Origin of the sequence: Bartonella grahamii ATCC 700132 (genome assembly GCF_000518085.1) — a bacterium.
GTDB lineage: Bacteria > Pseudomonadota > Alphaproteobacteria > Rhizobiales > Rhizobiaceae > Bartonella > Bartonella grahamii.
Genome location: NZ_JACX01000004.1, coordinates 1 through 19756, shown reverse-complemented (window position 1 = coordinate 19756; position 19756 = coordinate 1). Strand labels below are relative to the sequence as shown.

General features: G+C 37.5%; 19 protein-coding genes. 3 read left to right on the top strand and 16 right to left on the bottom strand.

Annotated features, from left to right (window positions below):
- Positions 1 to 344 precede the first annotated feature (344 nt).
- The 3 genes from mgtE (at position 345) to ppa (ending at position 5416) form a co-directional block, all read left to right on the top strand.
- Positions 345 to 1721 carry a magnesium transporter gene (mgtE, locus tag U736_RS0101465; RefSeq protein WP_012754587.1) on the top strand — a complete coding sequence of 459 codons (1377 nt, stop codon included), beginning with the start codon at positions 345 to 347 and terminating at the stop codon, positions 1719 to 1721.
- Positions 1722 to 2990: 1269 nt separating this feature from the next.
- A complete protein-coding gene (gene typA / locus U736_RS0101455) occupies positions 2991 to 4817 on the top strand; it encodes a translational GTPase TypA (protein ID WP_012754586.1) in 1827 nt (608 codons plus the stop codon).
- A 68-nt stretch (positions 4818 to 4885) separates the two neighbouring features.
- The gene (ppa, locus tag U736_RS0101450; protein WP_012754585.1) at positions 4886 to 5416 is read left to right on the top strand and encodes an inorganic diphosphatase; all 531 of its coding nucleotides are present in this window, start codon (positions 4886 to 4888) and stop codon (positions 5414 to 5416) included.
- Positions 5417 to 5486: 70 nt separating this feature from the next.
- Here the strand turns inward: ppa and U736_RS0101445 are convergent, their stop codons facing one another.
- The 16 genes from U736_RS0101445 to U736_RS0101370 form a co-directional block, all read right to left on the bottom strand.
- Positions 5487 to 5801: a DUF167 domain-containing protein gene (locus U736_RS0101445; protein WP_012754584.1), complete on the bottom strand. Its 315-nt coding sequence runs from the start codon at positions 5799 to 5801 to the stop codon at positions 5487 to 5489.
- A 22-nt stretch (positions 5802 to 5823) separates the two neighbouring features.
- The gene (locus U736_RS0101440; RefSeq protein ID WP_012754583.1) at positions 5824 to 6117 is read right to left on the bottom strand and encodes a YggT family protein; all 294 of its coding nucleotides are present in this window, start codon (positions 6115 to 6117) and stop codon (positions 5824 to 5826) included.
- A 327-nt stretch (positions 6118 to 6444) separates the two neighbouring features.
- Complete coding sequence (locus U736_RS0101435) at positions 6445 to 7005, bottom strand: invasion associated locus B family protein (protein WP_012754582.1); 561 nt, start codon at positions 7003 to 7005, stop codon at positions 6445 to 6447.
- A 99-nt stretch (positions 7006 to 7104) separates the two neighbouring features.
- Positions 7105 to 7626 carry an RNA pyrophosphohydrolase gene (locus U736_RS0101430; RefSeq protein WP_012754581.1) on the bottom strand — a complete coding sequence of 174 codons (522 nt, stop codon included), beginning with the start codon at positions 7624 to 7626 and terminating at the stop codon, positions 7105 to 7107.
- A 39-nt stretch (positions 7627 to 7665) separates the two neighbouring features.
- A complete protein-coding gene (locus tag U736_RS0101425; protein WP_012754580.1) occupies positions 7666 to 8976 on the bottom strand; it encodes a S41 family peptidase in 1311 nt (436 codons plus the stop codon).
- The gene (locus tag U736_RS0101420; protein WP_012754579.1) at positions 8966 to 10246 is read right to left on the bottom strand and encodes a murein hydrolase activator EnvC family protein; all 1281 of its coding nucleotides are present in this window, start codon (positions 10244 to 10246) and stop codon (positions 8966 to 8968) included. The genes U736_RS0101425 and U736_RS0101420 overlap by 11 nt, the downstream gene beginning before the upstream one ends.
- Positions 10247 to 10342: 96 nt before the next feature.
- Complete coding sequence (rlmH, locus tag U736_RS0101415) at positions 10343 to 10825, bottom strand: 23S rRNA (pseudouridine(1915)-N(3))-methyltransferase RlmH (RefSeq protein WP_026500194.1); 483 nt, start codon at positions 10823 to 10825, stop codon at positions 10343 to 10345.
- A gap of 1 nt (position 10826) precedes the next feature.
- On the bottom strand, positions 10827 to 11270 hold the full coding sequence (gene rsfS / locus U736_RS0101410) for a ribosome silencing factor (protein WP_012754577.1): 444 nt from the start codon (positions 11268 to 11270) through the stop codon (positions 10827 to 10829).
- A gap of 53 nt (positions 11271 to 11323) precedes the next feature.
- On the bottom strand, positions 11324 to 11917 hold the full coding sequence (locus U736_RS0101405; RefSeq protein ID WP_012754576.1) for a nicotinate-nucleotide adenylyltransferase: 594 nt from the start codon (positions 11915 to 11917) through the stop codon (positions 11324 to 11326).
- A 29-nt stretch (positions 11918 to 11946) separates the two neighbouring features.
- Entirely contained in the window at positions 11947 to 13203 is a 1257-nt protein-coding gene (locus tag U736_RS0101400; RefSeq protein ID WP_026500193.1) for a glutamate-5-semialdehyde dehydrogenase, read from the bottom strand.
- A 45-nt stretch (positions 13204 to 13248) separates the two neighbouring features.
- The gene (proB, locus tag U736_RS0101395) at positions 13249 to 14388 is read right to left on the bottom strand and encodes a glutamate 5-kinase (protein ID WP_012754574.1); all 1140 of its coding nucleotides are present in this window, start codon (positions 14386 to 14388) and stop codon (positions 13249 to 13251) included.
- 1 nt (position 14389) lies between these two features.
- Positions 14390 to 15415, bottom strand: a complete 1026-nt coding sequence (gene obgE / locus U736_RS0101390) for a GTPase ObgE (protein ID WP_026500192.1) — start codon at positions 15413 to 15415, stop codon at positions 14390 to 14392.
- Positions 15416 to 15588: 173 nt separating this feature from the next.
- Positions 15589 to 16317 (bottom strand): RlmE family RNA methyltransferase, encoded by a 729-nt coding sequence (locus U736_RS0101385; RefSeq protein WP_026500191.1) that lies wholly within the window; start codon positions 16315 to 16317, stop codon positions 15589 to 15591.
- Between the two features lie 29 nt (positions 16318 to 16346).
- Positions 16347 to 17657 (bottom strand): Ppx/GppA phosphatase family protein, encoded by a 1311-nt coding sequence (locus tag U736_RS10745; RefSeq protein WP_012754571.1) that lies wholly within the window; start codon positions 17655 to 17657, stop codon positions 16347 to 16349.
- Between the two features lie 933 nt (positions 17658 to 18590).
- Positions 18591 to 19193: an invasion associated locus B family protein gene (locus tag U736_RS0101375; protein WP_026500190.1), complete on the bottom strand. Its 603-nt coding sequence runs from the start codon at positions 19191 to 19193 to the stop codon at positions 18591 to 18593.
- Positions 19190 to 19756: YadA-like family protein (locus U736_RS0101370; protein ID WP_210164513.1), on the bottom strand; the 567-nt coding region annotated here is incomplete at its 5' end. The genes U736_RS0101375 and U736_RS0101370, both read right to left, overlap by 4 nt.

Sequence of the window (19756 nt, the reverse complement as noted above, 5' to 3'; positions counted from 1 at the left end):
CAATAGAATTGCATATTAATAAAAACACTTGAAGAAAGGCATAATCTCCACTCTTTACAAAATATTGCTGTAGATTCTTTTGAAAATCACAAAACTACATTAAAGAAATGATGGTAAAAATCAGAACTGATTTTTATATTATATTATCCTCAAATTAAGCTGTATTCTCGTTTTAGTGATTCAGAAATTTGTTTATAACTTATAATTCACCCTTGACTTTACTTAAAATATTAACAATTGGGAATATAGCTGGGGAGTTTTTTTAAATCTTCCATAAACTTTTATTTTTATCTCATCTATTATCTAGATTTACAACTCTCCAACTCTTCAGGAGGTACTTTATCATGACTGAAATTAAAACGACCTTCGACTTCAAAAATTTTTCTCCTGAAGCTCTCGCTGAAAAGTTAAAAAATCAGCATTTTGCAGACTCTATTGATATCATCAATGACCTCGATATCATGGAACGTGTAACCATTCTTAGTCTTCTGCCTCTTGATTATGTTATCGAACTTTTTGATAAACCAGAGCTTGAGCAACCTGCTTCTATCCTAGAACTTCTCCCTATAAATCGTGCTGTTGAAATTCTTGATGGCATGTCTGCCGATGCTGCTGCAGACGTCTTTCAAGAAATGGATAAAGAAACCCGCACACGACTTTATGCCTTGCTTAAACCCTTAACGCGCGCTGAACTTAAAAAACTTACCAGTTATCCTGATCATACAGCAGGGGCACTGATGACAACAGAATTTATAGCCGTTCCTTCAAACTGGACTATACAAAAAACTTTGGATCACATTCGTGAGGTCGAGCGAACACGTGAAACCGTTTATACCAGCTATGTAATTGACCCTAAAACAGGTATTCTTCTCAAAGCTGTTTCACTGCGTAACCTTATTCTTGCCTCACCTGATGAACAAATTCTTAATGTCCCTACCCATGACTCGCCCATTACAATATCGCCCTTCACACATCATGAAGATATCGCACGCCTTTTCCAGCGCCATGATCTTCTCTCTGTGCCTGTAGTTGATGAAAGTAACCATGTCATTGGCATTGTAACCGTCGATGACGTGCTTGATACTATGGTTGATGAGATGAATGAAGATGCCTATAAATTTGGGGGTATGGAAGCGCTTAATAAGCCCTATATGCAAATTAAGTTTCCTGAAATGATGAAAAAACGCGGCGGATGGCTCGCTTTACTCTTTGTCGGTGAAATGCTGACAGCAAGTGCTATGCAACATTTCGAAACAGAACTCGAAAAAGCGATTATTCTTACACTGTTCATACCTCTCATTATGAGCTCAGGAGGAAATTCCGGCTCACAGGCTACATCCCTTATTATCCGTGCATTGGCTTTACGTGAACTCACGTTGAAAGACTGGTGGAAAGTGTTCATTCGTGAAATTCCAACAGGACTATCTCTTGGTCTCTTACTCGGAATTATTGGCATTACGCGCATTGCTCTTTGGCAACAATTCGGTATCTACGACTATGGGCAACATTGGATTGCTGTTTCGACAACAGTAGGTACAGCTTTAGTCGGAATCGTTACCTTTGGTTCTCTTTCTGGATCTATGCTGCCTTTTATTCTTAAAGGTTTAAAATTTGATCCAGCAAGTGCTTCTGCGCCTTTTGTGGCAACTTTAGTAGATGTCATGGGCATTATAATCTATTTTTCTGTAGCTTCCATCATTTTGTCAGGAACTCTTCTTTAAACATGTAAAGTAAAAACTCTTTCTTCTGGAAAGACTTTGTCATGTAACCTAAGATCTTTCCAGAAGAGAATAAGCTCCATTAATTTATTTTCTAGCGCACCGCTCCATAGACAATTTATTATTTTTATTGAATAACAGCTCCGAATATCGTAAATTTGCCTCATCATAAAGCTTCTCATATTAAATGAATTAAAGTTATCTTCTTGCCTGTCACAAACGGGATTGGTGTATAGCTAAAAACTATTCAAGAAAAAATTAAATACTTCTTATATCCTCTCTCTCTCGCATCAAAAACTGTTGCAATATTGACAGTGGAGAAAGAATAATAATGATATGCTCAATAGGCTTTATATTTCTTCACAACGGTGTTGATAGTATACTATTCGCGTATATTATATCATTTATGAGCCCTATCATGAAATGGATGTAGTGTACGTTCAAAAATCTCTCTTAAGTACATGAATATGCAACAACAAGTCTAGTCTGTTTAAAGCGTTCTGTTTGGCATGAAAAGCATACTCCTATTAGAGAATGCGATTAACAAAAGTGTGAGGCAATGCACTATCTTCATGGTTTTAAAGATATTGCTTAGATGCTTTTGAAAGCATAAATTTGTCTTAACGGCAAAGATAAGAATTTTCTTTTGATGCCTTCATATTCCTTCTAAATAAGACTGTATTCCGGTTTCATAAATAAATAAAACAGATATAACTCTTGCCCTAATCTGGCATACAAAAGCTAGAACTTCTTATAAAATGCTTAATCATCTCAATATTTACCTCAAATACACGGTTGCATTAGATCTGGATTTTGATTGACAAGTTATAGAATAAGAAAAAGCTTTGTTAGAATAAAAATGTCGTACAGTCGTCAATAAATTAGCTATGGATTGAGAGATCTTCCGGATTTTTATCAATCTCTTTGCAAAACGACAACAATAAATACAGCTAGCTTTATACTTACTTATTCTTACAAGCGTTCATATAAATTTCTTACATCATATTGATAAAAATAAAATTGACAGTGATTTTTATGGACAATTCTTAGCTCGAGAATAGAACATCCGTACTATAAAAAACTTTTTACGAAGCTCCAGCAATTGAAGCTTAATAGAGCCTTAAAGACTTGGATGAGTAGTTTTACCATAAAAATATTACCTCCATCTTCCAAAATTATAAAAAAACATGTAAAAGGTTTTGTAATAGTCAGGCAAAGAATGTAAAGACTCTGCCTCAAATGAAATTTCATTAAACGAAAAGAAGAAAATTTATGCAATTGCGTAACATTGCCATCATTGCCCACGTTGACCATGGGAAAACAACGCTTGTAGACGGACTACTCAAGCAATCAGGAAACTTCCGTGATAATCAGCGTACAAGCGAACGTATGATGGATTCAAACGATATTGAAAAAGAACGTGGTATTACAATCCTAGCGAAAGTGACATCTGTTGTTTGGAAAGATACTCGAATTAATATTGTTGATACACCAGGACACGCCGACTTTGGTGGAGAAGTTGAACGCATTCTAAATATGGTTGATGGAGCCATTGTACTTGTTGATGCTGCTGAAGGACCAATGCCACAAACAAAATTTGTTGTTGGCAAAGCATTGAAAGTGGGGTTGCGCCCTATTGTTGCTATTAATAAAATTGACCGACCTGATGCACGCGTTGATGAAGTCATTAATGAGGTTTTTGACCTTTTCGCTGCTCTTGATGCAACCGACGAACAGCTTGATTTTCCTATTCTTTATGGATCTGGACGCGATGGATGGATGGCTGAAGCCCCTGAGGGACCAAAAGATCAGGGATTAGGTCCTTTATTTGATCTTGTGACGCAGCATGTCCCTTCTCCTAGTGTAGCAGAAGGACCGTTTCGCATGATTGGAACTATTCTTGAAGCGGATCCGTTTTTGGGACGAATTATTACAGGACGGATTCATTCTGGCTCTCTAAAACCCAACCAAAATGTCAAGGTTCTTGGACAAGATGGAAAACTTTTAGAAACTGGGCGTATTTCAAAGATTTTGGCATTTCGTGGCTTAGAACGGCAACCTATTGAAGAAGGAAGTGCTGGTGATATTGTTGCGATTGCAGGTCTACAAAAAGGTACCGTTGCTGATACTTTCTGTGACCCTACTGTTAATGAACCACTTACTGCCCAACCAATTGATCCTCCTACTGTTACTATGAGTTTTCTCGTCAACGATAGTCCCCTTGCTGGAACTGAAGGCAATAAAGTAACAAGTCGTGTCATTCGTGACCGATTGTTAAAAGAAGCAGAAGGCAACGTCGCTCTTAAAATTGAAGAATCAGCCGATAAAGATTCTTTCTACGTTTCAGGACGAGGAGAATTACAACTTGCAGTTCTCATTGAAAATATGCGCCGTGAAGGATTTGAGCTTAGTGTTTCACGCCCACGTGTTGTTATGCAAAAAGATGAAAATGGAATAACTCTTGAACCAATCGAAGAAGTTGTTATCGATGTTGATGAAGAATATTCCGGTACTGTTGTACAAAAAATGTCTGAACGTAAGGGCGAAATGGTGGAATTACGCCCTTCTGGGGGTAATCGTGTCCGACTCGTTTTTTATGCGCCAACCAGAGGACTCATTGGTTATCAATCTGAACTTTTAACGGACACACGTGGTACAGCAATTATGAATCGCCTTTTCCATGCTTATGAACCTTATAAAGGAGACATTGCTGGTCGTGTTAATGGTGTTATGATTTCAAATGACAATGGTGAATCTGTCGCTTATGCTCTTTTTAATCTTGAAGATCGTGGACCTATGATCATCGATGCGGGTGTGAAAGTCTATCAAGGTATGATTATTGGCATCCACTCACGAGATAATGACTTAGAAGTTAATGTGTTAAAAGGAAAAAAACTCACCAATATGCGCGCTTCCGGAAAAGATGAAGCCGTAAAGCTAACGCCCCCCATTAAAATGACATTAGAACGTGCCTTATCGTGGATACAAGATGATGAACTTGTAGAGGTAACCCCTAAAAATATTCGTCTCCGCAAACTCTATCTTGATCCTAATGAACGTAAACGTTTTGAAAAAACACGTGCATCAATTTTAAGCTAATTTCATAATCTCTTTGGTAAAATATTTAATTGTATTGAGCCTCACTATATCCCAGAAAGGATGTCTCTATGAATATTAAGGAAATACCCGTAGGCAAAAATCCACCAGAAGATATTAACGTTATTGTGGAAGTCTCCCTTGGTGGTCAACCAATAAAATATGAGATGGATAAAAAGTCGGGCGCATTATTTGTTGACCGTTTTCTTCATACATCAATGGTTTATCCTGGAAATTACGGTTTTGTCCCTCATACACTTTCAGATGATGGTGATCCTATTGATGTCCTTATCTGTAATACCCGTCCACTTATGCCTGGTTGTGTTATCAATGTTTGCCCCATCGGAGCTCTGATGATGGAAGATGATGGTGGTAAAGATGAAAAAATTATTGCCATTCCCACTCCAAAATTAACAAAACGCTATATCAATATTCATGACTATACCGATCTTCCCGAGATTACACTCAAACAAATTGAACATTTCTTTAAGCATTACAAAGATCTGGAACCTGGAAAATGGGCTAAAATTGAAGGATGGCGTGATAAAAACTTTGCTCATGAATTAATTAAGCAAGCTGTTGAGCGCAATAAAAAAATATAACGATTTTAATAAAATAAAGCCTGTTTTTTAAAAAGCCTGTTTTTTTAATAGGCTTTATTATTTATTTTTTCTACGAGATGCAATCTCTAAAGGATTGCCATATCTGCTTTAGCTCTTCTAAATGTGTTGAAAAGTAAAGTTGTTTGTAGCGAGATATTGCGCCGTTTTTCAGAGAAATAGAAGAAGATGGTATTTTCCACTGCTTCGCAAGAAATTTAATGAGAGCTTTATTCGCTTTTCCATCTTCAGGAACAGCACGAAGGCGTATAACCAGATATTGTTTTTCACCGTCCCTACATTCAACCCCTATTATTTTGTCAACGGATGATTTAGGAATGAGATATACAAACAAAATCAAGTTATTTTTATCAACTTGATAAAACATGTATTCGCCTCAAGTAATATTTCTATAAATACATGTTTGCGTAAATGCGCCACATGAAAGTACGAATAAAATAAATAATAACGAACACTACAATAGGTGAAATATCAATTGTTCCAAAATTTGGTAAAATTTGCCGTACACGGCTTAGAACAGGATTTGTAAGACGATTTAGAAAGCTTCCTATCAAAACAACAAAGCGATTGCGCGAATTTATGATATTAAAGACATAAAGCCAAGAAAAAATGACACTAGCGATTAAAATATCAATATAAATATCAAAAATCAAATCAATCGTTCGAAGCAATGCATAAATCATGCGTCATCCCTTTCAATCAAGGAAACAGAAGAGCGTATAGAAAACCTTCATTAAAGCAGGTTTGTGTATCAAAAAATGGTTTTATACTTCAATACTCTTTTTCTTGAATAAAAACCAGACATCTAGATTCTTCATCTCTCTATTTAATGACGATGCAGCTAGAAAACAAATATCAAAATTAAAAATAGCATATGAAAATAGAAGAAACAGCAAAAAATCTGAATATCCCTTATAGGATTAATCTTAAATCTCATCGTTTTAATTATTAATATATAAAAAACAAACAAACTAAAAACGGCCTTTTAAAGGCCGCTTTTATTTTTAAAATTATTTCTGCAAAGCAGTCAAACGGTTAAGAGCACTGCTAAAACCATTGAGCTGAACAAATAAATCATTCAAAGCTGGTTCACCTGCAGCAGCAATTGTCATTGCCAACTTTAACTGTTTTCCAGAACGTAAAGCTGCTACGTGATTTTTGTCAAAAACGACAGGAACCATGCAACCTGCTGGTACACAAGTCCGAATACCAGTTTCGATAACAGCTTTTCCCTCATCAACTTGTAAACGAACAGGCTTAGAAACCAAAATACCAAAAGGAACTGTTAAATTACCAGATACAACACCCTCAGCATTGAGAATAAGGCTCATAGCCACAACAACACGCCCCTGCTCATTTACTTCTTGACGGTGCATAAAACAAATTCTTTTCCCTTCTTGTATACCACAATTAATAGTCCACAAACCGTAGGTTTCAGTCAAAGAAGAAGCTCCATTTGGCAATGTCGCTGCCGCATCTTTTGATGCAGGAGTTTTTGAATTTGTCGCAAATGCAACAGATGAAATACTCAAGAGAGTAAAAACTATAAGTAAATTAAATAATTTTTTCATTTTATATTCCTGTTCTTTACATAAAAGAGAAACATGTTTATTATTTATAAATGGTATAAAGCGTCTTAATAAAAAAGCTTTCTCATAATCATATAGCTTTTATAATGGTCTAAGGCTACCTCGAAATTCGCTGACAACTTTCATATAGACATGCTTTTTAAAAGAAACAGCGATCAACGGAAGGTTTTCTAGATCAATCCATTTCCATTGATCGAATTCCGCTTTATTGCCATCTGGTGGCGGATTAATCGCAATTTCAGAAAGCTTTCCCGTAAACTGGAAAGCAAACCACTTTTGTATTTGTCCACGATATTTATTGCTTAATGTACACCCAATAAGTTCTTGTGGAAAATCATAGTGGAACCAATTTTGTGCTTCTTTAATCAACTTTACAGATCGAATACCCGTTTCTTCATAAAGTTCACGATATGCTGCATCTAACGGTTTTTCATCTTCATCAATCCCTCCTTGAGGAAGCTGCCAACGATGAGATATGTCAATATCTGCATGAATGGGCGTCATTAAACGACGCCCAACCCAAACTTTACCCTCATGATTAAAGACAACAATCCCAACACATTTGCGATATGGAAGAATCTTCAAATTAATACCTGCATCCATTTAATATTCCTCAAAATCGCAAGCTATAGATATCATTTCTCACTTTAACACATCCTTATTGGGATCTGGTGGAAATGCTGCATTTGCCATTTCACCTCGTAACAGCTTATAGGCCTCATTCAATTGAATATCATCTTTAGGATCTTTCGGAACAAAAGCAGCTGAACCAGATCCTTTATTACTCTCTCGTTTTCCTTTGATATGTCCTTTTAATGCAGACTCACCAACTTTTACATCATAACCCTTATATTTTTCAGGGAGTGGTTGCTCTACAATAATATCAGGCGTGATCCCTGTTCCTTGAATAGAAGTGCCAGATGGCGTGTAATAAAGTGCTGTTGTTAAGCGTAAAGCTCCATTTTCACCCAAAGGAATAATTGTTTGAACAGATCCTTTACCAAAAGACTGCGTCCCTAAAATTGTTGCACGACGATGATCTTGTAATGCACCCGCAACAATTTCAGAAGCACTTGCCGAACCACCATTAATAAGGACAATGAGCGGTTTTCCATGGATAACATCACCTGGCTTCGCATCAAATCTTGTCACATCACTCTTTTTGCGCCCACGCGTCGACACAATTTCACCTTTATTGAGAAAAGCACTCGAAACATTAACAGCTTGATCTAAAAGCCCACCAGGATTAAGTCGCAAATCAAGAACGTAACCTTTTAGCTTATCTTCAGGAATTTTAGATTGGATATCTTTAATTGCCGCCAGAAGATTACCTAATGTCTGCTCAGAAAACTGGATAACTCTTAAATATCCAATATCGCCCTCAACCCGATACTTCACCGCTTTTACCTTGATAATATCACGAACAATCTTCACTTCAAATGGCTTATCAACGCCAGAACGAATAATTGTTAAGGTAATTGGTGTTCCAGGAGCACCTCGCATCTTATTAACAGCTTCGTTCAATGTTTGACCATTCGTTTGTACATCATCAATTTTTGAAATAAGGTCTCCTGCTAAAATACCTGCTTTTGAAGCGGGAGTATCATCCATTGGTGAAACAACTTTAATCAAGTTTTTTTCCATAGTGACCTCAATACCAAGACCTCCGAACTCTCCTTTCGTAGAATCCCGCATATCCTTGGCTTCTTCAGCATTCAAATAAGATGAATGAGGATCCAGTGATGTGAGCATGCCATTGATAGCATTTTCAATGAGCTTTTTATCATCTGGAACTGTAACGTACTGCATACGCACGCGCTCAAAAACATCGCCAAATATAGCTAGCTTTTTATATGCATTATCTTCATTATTCGCAGCAACAGACTGCACCATAATCATTGAACAGGCGCCGAGCAATACCCCAGCGACCAAAAGAATAACTTTACGAATCATTTTGGCTCCTTCTTATTTTTTCAGTCTGCCACCAAGGAGTTGGATTTACAGGTTTTCCCTGCTTTCTAAACTCAATGTAAAGCATTGGAGAAGTTTTTCCTATATCCAATGCAACACTGTTTGAAATAAATTGCATCTCCATTATACCCAGAGGCTCACCAGAAAGGACAAACTGCCCCTGTTTTACATTAATTCTCGACATTCCAGTAAGAATAATATGATAACCATTTCCAACATTAAGAATAATTAACTGTCCGTAAGAACGAAATGGCCCAGCAAAAGCAACAAAAGCATCTACAGGTGATATAACAACAGCTCCTGACTCTGTTTCTATCGTTTCACCAAAGCGCGTAATCTGCGAATTTTTGTTAGAGCGATGTATTCTTTTTCCTGAAACAGGAAAAAGTAAAGAACCTTTTCGGCTTTCAAAATTGGACTGTTCTAACAATTGCAAACTTTTCCGTACCTGTACTGATGCATCAGAGCTAAGTTTTGACTGACGGTCGAGCTCTAAAATCAATTCTTCCAAAGACTGCGCTTTTTTAGCAAGAGCAATATTTTTTTGTTGCTGTTCTGTAAGTTCTTTTTCTGATTTTTTTTGTAGTTTGTTTTTTTTGTCTAATAAAAGCTCTAGACGTTTTCGCTGCTCTGCTTGATTTTGCAGTTTTGTCTTTAATGCCGTATATTCCGTAGTAATGGAATTACTCAAATTGGTCAACTCCTTGAGTTTCTGTGTTAAATCTCGTGTTTTCTCTTGCATCTGAGGAATAACAGTACCTAATAAAACAGAACTACGTATAGAAGCCAACGCGTCCTCTGGCTGTATCATAAGAGCAGGAGGCGGATTCAGTCCCATACGTTCCAAAATTGCAAGAACTTCCGCAAATTCAGTGCGACGATTTTTTAAACTTTGATAGACTTGTACCCGCTCTTCTATCATTTTTTTAAGCTTTTCTTCCCTTTTAGCAATATCATCTGCTACTGTACGTTCTTCTTTAGCCGCCTTTATGAGTGCATCACTCAAAACACGTTGATCTTTTTTTAAATGCTCAACCTGATGCGTAAGAAAAGCAACACGCTCACGCGAAAGTGAAATGTTTTGGCGAATTTCTCCTAATTCTTTATGTGCTTCCGTACTCCTCATTGTATCTTCCGCATGCGATACAGAAAAGCCAAAAAACATACTCAAGAGCAAAATGACAAATATCACGCACTCCCCATATAAATATAGCATCTTTCTATGAAGAAGCTTTTTCATTTGCCCAACCATGACACCTCATCGTATACATTAGAGATGCTTTAAATGGTGTCAGCTAAAACAATATTAATAAATATATAAATAAGTGCTAAAAATTGCACAAAAATATTAAAAACGATGATACGGATGATTATTTTCGATTGTCACAGCGCGGTAAAGTTGTTCTGTAAGAAGAATACGTGCAATTTGATGTGGCCACGTCATCAAACCAAAAGATAAAAGAAAATCAGCATGCTTCCTTATTTGTTCATTATGTCCATCAGGTCCTCCCAAAGCAATGACGACATCTCGAATGCCTTCATCACGATAACACCTCAATTTTTCAGAAAAAGAAGTTGAAGAAATCGATTCTCCACGCTCATCTAACACAATTAATCGACATTTTTCAGGTAAAAATTCAATAAGTCTTCTCCCCTCCTCCTCCATACGTTGACACGCTGTTTGAGCACGACTTTCTGGTATCTCTTGTAACTTTTTTAAATGAAAGCCTACAACTCCAGAAATTTTAGAAAAACGATCCAAATAATGCTGAACTAATTTTTGCTCCGCCCCACTTTTCATACGACCAACCGCAAAAATAGAAATTTGCATTTTAATGATCTCCGAAGAGAAGCAAAGCTGTATCGTTTAAATCCGGAGACATCCATATTTTTTCTAAATTATAAAAAAGACGAATTTCTGGACGAAAAAGATGAATGATAATATCACCTGTATCAATTAATACCCAATCACCTCCAGCAAGCCCTTCTACACGCGCAAGCCCCTGCCCACTATTTTTCCAAGTATGTAATAAATGATCAGCAACAGAAGATACATGACGCTGCGAATTTGCTGAAGCTATGACCATATAATCAGCCAAAGATGACTTCCCCCGAATATCAATAGCAACAATATCTTCTGCTTTTGTATCTTCTAAGCTCTTGAGAATAACTTCAAGACTCTCTCTAACAGAAAAAACTTTTTTTTCTTTTGAAAGCATACTATCGTAAGAGTGTTTGTGTGCAATATTTTTCAGATCAATATCCTTTCTTATCATTGTGGAATCTAAAAAGAGATTTCTCTAAAGAGAAGCAGAATCTTATGAAATGTTCAAGAAAAATCATTCTTTTTCAAACGCAGGTTTGTTGAAGATTGAAAAGATAAAGGTCCATGCAAATAAGTCCAAACTGGTGGCTTGATAAAAGGTAATCGCTTACTTTCTCTCTCATCCAAACGAAAACGACGATAAATATGTGCCATAGGAGAAGAAAGTGCCGACCGATTGCCTAAAGGACGATCAATAATCGCAATAGGAAGCATAGAAACGATATCATGCCATCGATACCAATGATGTATCGTCGTAAAACTATCTGCCCCCATAATCCATACAAAATTTACGCCACTGTAATGGGTAAGAATATGAAAAATTGTATCTATTGATACTTTGCTCCCTATAGCCTGTTCAAAACCTGTTAAGCGAATTTTCGGATGGTCAATAAGTTTAAAACTTAATTGCATTCTCTCCTCTAAAGAGAGCAACTGTGTACGATCCTTTAAAGGATTTCCTGGAGTGATCATCCACCATAACTGATCAAGATGCAAACGCCGAATGGCAATTTTTGCAACAAGAAGATGCCCTGCATGCGGTGGATTAAAGGAACCACCAAAAAGACCCACAACATTGGATCTTTCAACATGTGGCATACAATTTTTCCATGGAAAAAATGGTGTTCTCAAGCTCTAACCTGACCATTTCCTTTAACATGATATTGAAATGAAGTTAGCTGTTCAACACCTATCGGGCCACGTGCATGCATTTTTCCTGTTGCAATACCAATTTCCATTCCAAAACCAAATTCACCTCCATCAGCAAATTGTGTGGACGCATTGTGCAGCAAAATAGCTGAATCTAAATGATTAAAAAAATTCTTCACCACTTCCAAATCCTCAGCAATAATCGATTCCGTATGTCCTGATGAATAACGCTTGATATGAGAAATGGCTCCCTCAACACCCTCAACCGTTTTAACAGAAAGAATAGCATCAAGATATTCATGCGACCAATCTTCTTCAGAAGCTAATTTGACATCTGGCATAAGAAAAACAATATCTTCTGTGGCACGAATTTCACACCCCTTCTCCTGTAAAGCAGTTAAAACAGGAAGAAACTTTTTTAATGCTTGGCTGTCAATGAGAACTGTCTCAACAGCGCCGCATATCCCTGTCCGCCGCAACTTTGCATTTAAAACAATATTGCGTGCCATAGCTAAATCTGCCGATTTATCAATATAAATATGACAAAGTCCCTCCAAATGAGCAAAAATTGGAACACGTGCATCAGACTGAACGCGGGCAACAAGGCTCTTTCCACCACGTGGTACGATCACATCAATCGCTCCATCCAATCCTTTGAGCATTTCCCCAACGGCAGCGCGATCTGTCGTTCTAACTATTTGAATAGCATCTTTGGGTAAACCAGAGCGCTCTAAACCTTGTACCAAAGCTACATGAAGAGCATGAGAAGAATGAAAGCTATCCGAACCACCGCGCAAAATCGCAGCATTGCCTGCTTTTAAGCACAAAGAACTCGCATCAACTGTAACATTTGGACGACTTTCATAAATAATACCAATCACACCAAGAGGTGTTCGTACACGACTTATATGAAGCCCATTTGGACGTTTCCACGCGCTCATGACCTGTCCAACAGGATCAGATAAACGAGCAACTTGGCGAACACTGTCTATCATTGCACGTAAACGCAAGTCATCTAATTTTAGTCGATCAATCATTGCAGCTTTCAAATTATTCTGAGCAGCATTCTCTAAATCTTGACAATTCGCCCGTAAAATCTCATCTGACTGAGCCTCCAGACTTAAAGCGATCATTTCCAATGCATTGTTCTTTTGCTCAGAAGAAGCAACAGCCAACGCTGCAGCGGCATAGCGCGCTTTTTGTCCCATATCTTTCATTTGTTCTTCTAAAGTCATCGTATCATCCACTCTGCCAAAACAATAAAAACAAAAGTAACTTTTTTAAACAGAATTGGTCAAGCAACGTAGAATCATATCATTACGATGCACCATAGCAGAGCGCGCCTCATACCCAAGAATAGCTTCAATTTCTTCACTTTTATGTCCTATAATGCGTACAGCCTCATCTTTGTCATAGCTTACAAGTCCACGCGCAATCTCAACTCCATCTGTACCAACAATTGCAACCGTATCCCCACGCTGGAAATTTCCCTCAACGGCAATAACCCCTGCAGCTAATAACGATTTTCCTGTTTCAAGGGCCCTAATGGCTCCTTGATCAATCGTCAAAACACCAGATGGATCTAAATGACCAGAAATCCATGTTTTCCAAGCACTGACAGATTTCTTACTTGCCGCAAAAAAACTCTTGCGTTCACCTTTGTCAATTGCAGCAAGGGGATTCATACGCTTGCCTGAGGTGATAATCATCGCCGTTCCAGCAGCATTAGCGATTTTTCCGGCATCAAGCTTAGTCTTCATTCCTCCCCGTGAAAACTCTGAAACAGCAACATCTGCCATTTTTTCGATATCATGCGTAATGGATGCAACAAAAGGTATAAATTCAGCCGTAGGATCACTATGGGGAGACTTTGTATAAAGGCCATCAATATCAGATAAAAGTATTAAAAGATCTGCCCTCACCATTGTTGCCACACGTGCAGCTAAACGATCATTATCACCATAACGAATTTCAGTTGTTGCAACAGTATCATTCTCATTAATAACAGGCACAGCTCCCAAATATAAAAGCATCTCAATCGTTGCACGTGCATTGAGATAACGCCTTCGCTCCTCCGTATCAAATAAAGTGAGCAAAATTTGGCCTGTTTTGAGCCCATGTTGAGCAAGCGCATCACCATAGGTTTTCGCTAACTCAATTTGCCCCAAAGCAGCACATGCCTGACTTTCTTCCAATTTCAAAACGCCCTTAGGAAGCTGTAGCAATGTCCTTCCTAAAGCAATAGCGCCTGAAGACACCAACAATATCTCTACGCCTTTTTTGTGCAATTCAACAACATCACTGATCAAGCTTTTAAGCCATTCAACCCGTAAACCTGTCTGAGGATCAACCAAAAGGGCAGATCCAATCTTGACCACAATACGTTTATAGTGTGTAAGTTTTTGCGATCCAACAGCCATCTCAATCAACCTTGCTATCCCCACTGATCTCCTCTTTGCGTGACATTTCAATAATATGTGCACCAGCCCGCAGCACATTTTCTAAACCTTCGCGGCTAACCGCAGAAAACATCATAACAGATTGACCCGCAGCTCTTTGCAAAGCTTCCTGTTTCGTTTTACGCTCTTCAATTGTCAGAGTATCTATCTGGCTTAAAGCGACAATTTCAGTCTTATCACTTAAATTATTTCCATATGCCTCAAGTTCATGACGCACAATTTGATATGCTTTTGCTACATCTTCTTCTTGAGAAGAAATCAGATGAAGCAGTACGCGACAACGTTCTACATGTCCTAAAAAACGATCTCCAATTCCCACACCTTCATGCGCTCCTTCAATTAATCCTGGAATATCAGCCAAAACAAATTCACGACCATCAATACGTACAACACCAAGATGAGGATGTAGAGTGGTAAAAGGATAACCTGCAACTTTTGGTTTTGCAGCCGTTACAGAAGCTAAAAAAGTTGATTTTCCAGCATTAGGTAAACCAACAAGCCCAGCATCAGCAATTAATTTCAAGCGAAGCCATACTGCGCGCTCTTCTCCAGCCAAACCTGGATTTGCACGACGCGGTGCCCGATTTGTCGATGTTGTAAAATGAAGATTACCAAAACCGCCATTCCCTCCTTTTGCAAGACGATAGCGCTGTCCCACTTCCGTTAAATCACAGATTAACGTTGTATTATCTTCTTCAAAAATTTGCGTCCCAACCGGAACTTTAAGGATGACATCGTCACCCTTTTCACCCGTCATATTACGACCTTTGCCATGCCCCCCTGTTTTTGCTTTAAAATGCTGTTGGTAGCGATAATCAATCAGCGTGTTAAGCCCATCAACAACAAGAGCCCAAACATCACCACCCCGTCCTCCATTCCCCCCATCAGGTCCCCCAAATTCTATGAATTTTTCACGACGAAATGATACTGCTCCAGAACCTCCATTACCAGAACGAATATAAACCTTAGCTTGATCAAGAAATTTCATTGGAAGCACTCTCTGAGGAATCAATCTCTCTACCTCTATAGGCAATACATTAGTTTTACCAGTTTTTCATCATTGATAACAGAAAAACTGTCAGTATCGCCGATAACTCTTTGAGAAAAAAATCATCACATCTAAATAGGTTAAGTAAAGTTAAATCTTCTTAAAAGAAGGCGCTATTCTTGTATTTTTGTTTTTCCCTTAAATTCAAGTGCTAGAAGATAAAGCTCTACTGATTCTGATCGGCTTGCAGGCGGTTTAACATGATAGACTTTTTTAAAATGCTGTTTTAGTATCGTGAGAAGAGTGTTTTCTGCTCCTCCTTGAAAAGCCTTTGCTAAAAAATGTCCCCCAGGCTTAAGAACCGAAAGAGCAAAATCAGCCGCAACTTCACATAAATAAATCGTTCTTAAATGATCCGTCTGACGATGACCTGTTGTTGGTGATGCCATATCAGAAAGAACCACATCCGGTTTTGTCCCTAAAGTTTCAATTAATTTCTGCGGTGCATCTGTATGCAAAAAATCCATTTCCAACATGGCAACTCTAGGCAATGGATCAACATGTAAATAATCAATACCAACAACGCTAGGATCTTCATCACTTGACTCTACTATACGCTCAGCCACCTGACACCATCCCCCAGGTGCTGCTCCTAGATCAATAACCTTTTGACCTTTTTTCAAAAACCTATAACGCTCATTAATTTCAATGAGTTTATAAGCCGCACGCGAACGATAACCATCTACTTTTGATTGATGGACATAAGGATCATTCAGATGCCTCTCTAACCATCGTCGTGATGAAGCTTTAATGGTTCCTGCTTTCTTTTTTACGCGCTGATATAATTCATGTGACCCTGAACCTCCGTAGCCACCCCTCGGTGTTTTTGTTGTTTTTTTCATCGTTATTCATTGTCTCCATATTTAATTCTCTAACGCTTGAAATCTCCGCTCTTTCTATGACGACACCATACCCCATCGCGTAACATCAGCTCTATCAAAATTCCTTCCCTTAATCCACGATCAGCAACTCTTAAACGCTGACTTGGCCAAACTTCCCGAATAACATCTAAAATTGCACAACCAGCTAAAACTAAATCTGCTCTCTCGCGCCCAATAAAAGGACTTACGACACGTTTTTCTATATCCCATGATAATAGGCGTTGTGTCATAAGAGTAATGTCTGCATCATTCATCCAAATGCCATCCACTTTTTTCCTATCATAACGCTCTAAATTAAGATACATTCCTGCTAAAGTCGTAACCGTACCGGAGGTTCCCAAAAGATGGAACTTCGAACCTTGCGCTAACTCTCCTAATTTATGACGATCTGAAAAATTATTTAATAACCCTCGCACATAGCTTTTCATTTTTTCAAAATCGTCTAAGCTAATATCATTCCCTCCAAAACGTTCAGCAAGCGTAACAACACCAACAGGAAGAGAAGTCCAAGCAATAATTTGTCTAGCTAAACGAAAAGAACGCTTTTGAGAAACATCAAGTAGCACAATTTCTGATGATCCCCCTCCAATATCAAAAAGCACAATTGCGTCAGTATTTGGTTCAACAAGTGTACTACACCCTGTAACAGCAAAACGCGCTTCTGTTTGCCGATCAACAATTTCCAATTCAAGACCTGTCTCCTCCAAAACACGCTGAATAAAATGTTTACCATTTTCTGCAGAACGACAAGCTTCTGTTGCAATCAAGCGATAACGCTTAATATGCCTTTGTTTTAGCTTTAAATGACAAATCTTTAATGCTTCAATCGCACGATCCATAGCTCGTGTATTAAGAAAACCATTATTTATTAAACCTTCTCCCAATCTTACAATACGAGAAAAAGCATCAACAACACGAAAATATCCAGGTTTACTGGGAGATGCGATAAGAAGACGACAATTATTCGTTCCGAGATCAAGTGCTGCATAAAGAGGTGGAGACTTTACTGGAGGGAACCGTCGAAGAAAAGGCGCTTTGAGTTTTTTTGTTTTTTGAGCACCTATCATTATCTGACTATGAAACTCAAAAGCTGTCTCAGATTGAACAAAAGCCTGTTTCTGTTCATAATGTTTTTTTCTCTGTTGTCTCTTTATATCAACAAAGACAGAGTATGCTTCTGTTCGTGACAATGCAGAACGATTATTTGTATTACTACCGCACTGATCATATAACTGATCTGCTTTGGTGTCGTATATTTCTCCTCGCTTTAACTCTTTTGAACCATAATTTAACGGGGTCATTTCTCTTATCCCTTGAGCGTTCCCCCCAATAAATAAACGCGAAAACTCTTCTTCTCATTCCTAAATAAAGCAATAATGCAGCATCAAATGATAAATACAAGAAATCATTCTTTCTTTGCCTATCATTAAAATTTTCTAAACTAGCATCATTCAGATTTTTGTATAATCTTTTGGTTGTTTCCGTGAAATCATGCTTCTCTTTATGAACTTAAAACTATAAATTAATCGTTTACGTTCGCATCAATTTTTATAAATTTTGCTCTTTTCTTTATACCATTTACACGGAGCACACTTCTATTGTAACAAACCTACATTATCATACTATTTGCTGACTCTTAAGGTCACAACAACCTATACATTAGTACGGTTTATAAAAAATTTTTTCTTTTTTCAATCTCGTTATCCACACACGAGCCTTATTTGTTGTATGCAATGAAATGGCTTTGATTATGCTGGAATAAAAGTTCCATAATACTACAAAATGCAATTACAATAGCTGTTATTTTGTGAATACCAATTAAAACTATCGTTCAAAAAATTCTCTAGGATTATAAATTTATCTGAAAAATATTAATGCTTAATCAGACCGCTCTAAAAATCCATTTAAAGCTTTAAAAAAGAATTTAGCCTACTTATTATTATAAGGAATCTATCTTTTTAATTATTTTAAATCGAGTATTTCTAATCTTTTTTACTTCTAATAACTCACGAAACCACTCTTTAAGCTTTATGGAAAATACTAACTTTATTTTCTATTACATATAAAGAACTTATTGTGACTTTATATTCATAAAACTCTCACTCTTTCCAATAAATCAGCTCGATGTCATATTATATAAAAATTCTTACTTATTTGACCTTATAATTTACACTCAAAAATATAATACAACGATTTATGAAAAAATGACTCTTGTTAAAAATACTCGATGGATTCTAAGGACGTAAAGAATTAAGTGCTGCATTTAACCCTTTAAATGGTACAGTAAAAGAAAATACCTTTCCTTCTTTAAGTTTATAGGAAATACGTACTTTATTGTCCTGCTCTATTTGTTTAGTCAAAACCGGCCCTACAGGCGATTGTGCCAAACAAACGGTTTCATTGCATTGCGTATAATGAATAAGAACAGGTTTTTTAACACCTTTTACAAACATTTGAATCGGAACATTTATATCAGAATTTGGTAATGTTCGAAAAAGCATCACTGCTTGACCACTTGTCGTAGACACAAGAGACCAACTAAAAATGGTATTTCCTTCTTGATCATGAACAGTCTGTGTCACATTACATATACCTTGCTTATGTTTAAGCTTTTGTTTTTCGTCACAAATCAAAGTCCAGTCATAAAACTGCATAATAATTCGACGTGTTTCACCAGGTTCTCCCTTAGGTATCGATAAGTGCGGTGGATGCACTGTATAAATATTATTGTTCTCGTTAGCAAAGCTTTCGCTCTTGCCTATTAAGGCAAGAGCAAACAGAACCTTTACTAACATTCTTCTCTTTTTTACAATAACAGCCATTTTTTCTATTATCATCTCAACCTCAGAGTAATTCCTGCACCTATCCCCCAGTGACCTCCAGCACTCGTAATAGATACATTCGAGCGAATATTTCCATCTTCAGATGTATAACCAGCCCCAATAGCAAATGCGGATTGACTGCGCCACAAACCACTACCAAATGAAACACTTAAAGATCCTGGTATATCATAGTAACGTAAGTTGGACACCGCTAAACCAATCGCTGCTGCTTGTCTTGCTTCCTTGCGAACATCCTCAACAGCATAACTTAACGTCTCAAACTTCATATCCGTATAGGATTTCGCCTCGTTAACGCCATTATTAACTATAGTATTGACTTTCTCATCCGTATACTTATTGGCATCTTCAAGAACCGTCTTCATCTGCTGTTCTGTGTAATCATGTAACTGACCTCCATTAACAGCTTCTTTCGAATCCTTTTCAATCTTTCCATCCGCTACATTGTCTATTAATACGGGAGAACTGTCATCTCCACCAACTAATGTAACTTTATTGGTCTTTTTGCCTGTTTCATCTTTATCATATTGTACAGATCCCTCCGTAACTTTAGTTTCAAT

Bases quoted from the DNA above. Each gene is read 5' to 3' on its own strand.
- mgtE (WP_012754587.1), top strand. From the start codon at position 345: ATGACTGAAATTAAAACGACCTTCGACTTCAAAAATTTTTCTCCTGAA.
- typA (WP_012754586.1), top strand. From the start codon at position 2,991: ATGCAATTGCGTAACATTGCCATCATTGCCCACGTTGACCATGGGAAA.
- ppa (WP_012754585.1), top strand. From the start codon at position 4,886: ATGAATATTAAGGAAATACCCGTAGGCAAAAATCCACCAGAAGATATT.
- U736_RS0101445 (WP_012754584.1), bottom strand. From the start codon at position 5,801: ATGTTTTATCAAGTTGATAAAAATAACTTGATTTTGTTTGTATATCTC.
- U736_RS0101440 (WP_012754583.1), bottom strand. From the start codon at position 6,117: ATGATTTATGCATTGCTTCGAACGATTGATTTGATTTTTGATATTTAT.
- U736_RS0101435 (WP_012754582.1), bottom strand. From the start codon at position 7,005: ATGAAAAAATTATTTAATTTACTTATAGTTTTTACTCTCTTGAGTATT.
- U736_RS0101430 (WP_012754581.1), bottom strand. From the start codon at position 7,626: ATGGATGCAGGTATTAATTTGAAGATTCTTCCATATCGCAAATGTGTT.
- U736_RS0101425 (WP_012754580.1), bottom strand. From the start codon at position 8,976: ATGATTCGTAAAGTTATTCTTTTGGTCGCTGGGGTATTGCTCGGCGCC.
- U736_RS0101420 (WP_012754579.1), bottom strand. From the start codon at position 10,246: ATGGTTGGGCAAATGAAAAAGCTTCTTCATAGAAAGATGCTATATTTA.
- rlmH (WP_026500194.1), bottom strand. From the start codon at position 10,825: ATGCAAATTTCTATTTTTGCGGTTGGTCGTATGAAAAGTGGGGCGGAG.
- rsfS (WP_012754577.1), bottom strand. From the start codon at position 11,270: ATGATAAGAAAGGATATTGATCTGAAAAATATTGCACACAAACACTCT.
- U736_RS0101405 (WP_012754576.1), bottom strand. From the start codon at position 11,917: ATGCCACATGTTGAAAGATCCAATGTTGTGGGTCTTTTTGGTGGTTCC.
- U736_RS0101400 (WP_026500193.1), bottom strand. From the start codon at position 13,203: ATGACTTTAGAAGAACAAATGAAAGATATGGGACAAAAAGCGCGCTAT.
- proB (WP_012754574.1), bottom strand. From the start codon at position 14,388: ATGGCTGTTGGATCGCAAAAACTTACACACTATAAACGTATTGTGGTC.
- obgE (WP_026500192.1), bottom strand. From the start codon at position 15,415: ATGAAATTTCTTGATCAAGCTAAGGTTTATATTCGTTCTGGTAATGGA.
- U736_RS0101385 (WP_026500191.1), bottom strand. From the start codon at position 16,317: ATGAAAAAAACAACAAAAACACCGAGGGGTGGCTACGGAGGTTCAGGG.
- U736_RS10745 (WP_012754571.1), bottom strand. From the start codon at position 17,657: ATGACCCCGTTAAATTATGGTTCAAAAGAGTTAAAGCGAGGAGAAATA.
- U736_RS0101375 (WP_026500190.1), bottom strand. From the start codon at position 19,193: ATGATAATAGAAAAAATGGCTGTTATTGTAAAAAAGAGAAGAATGTTA.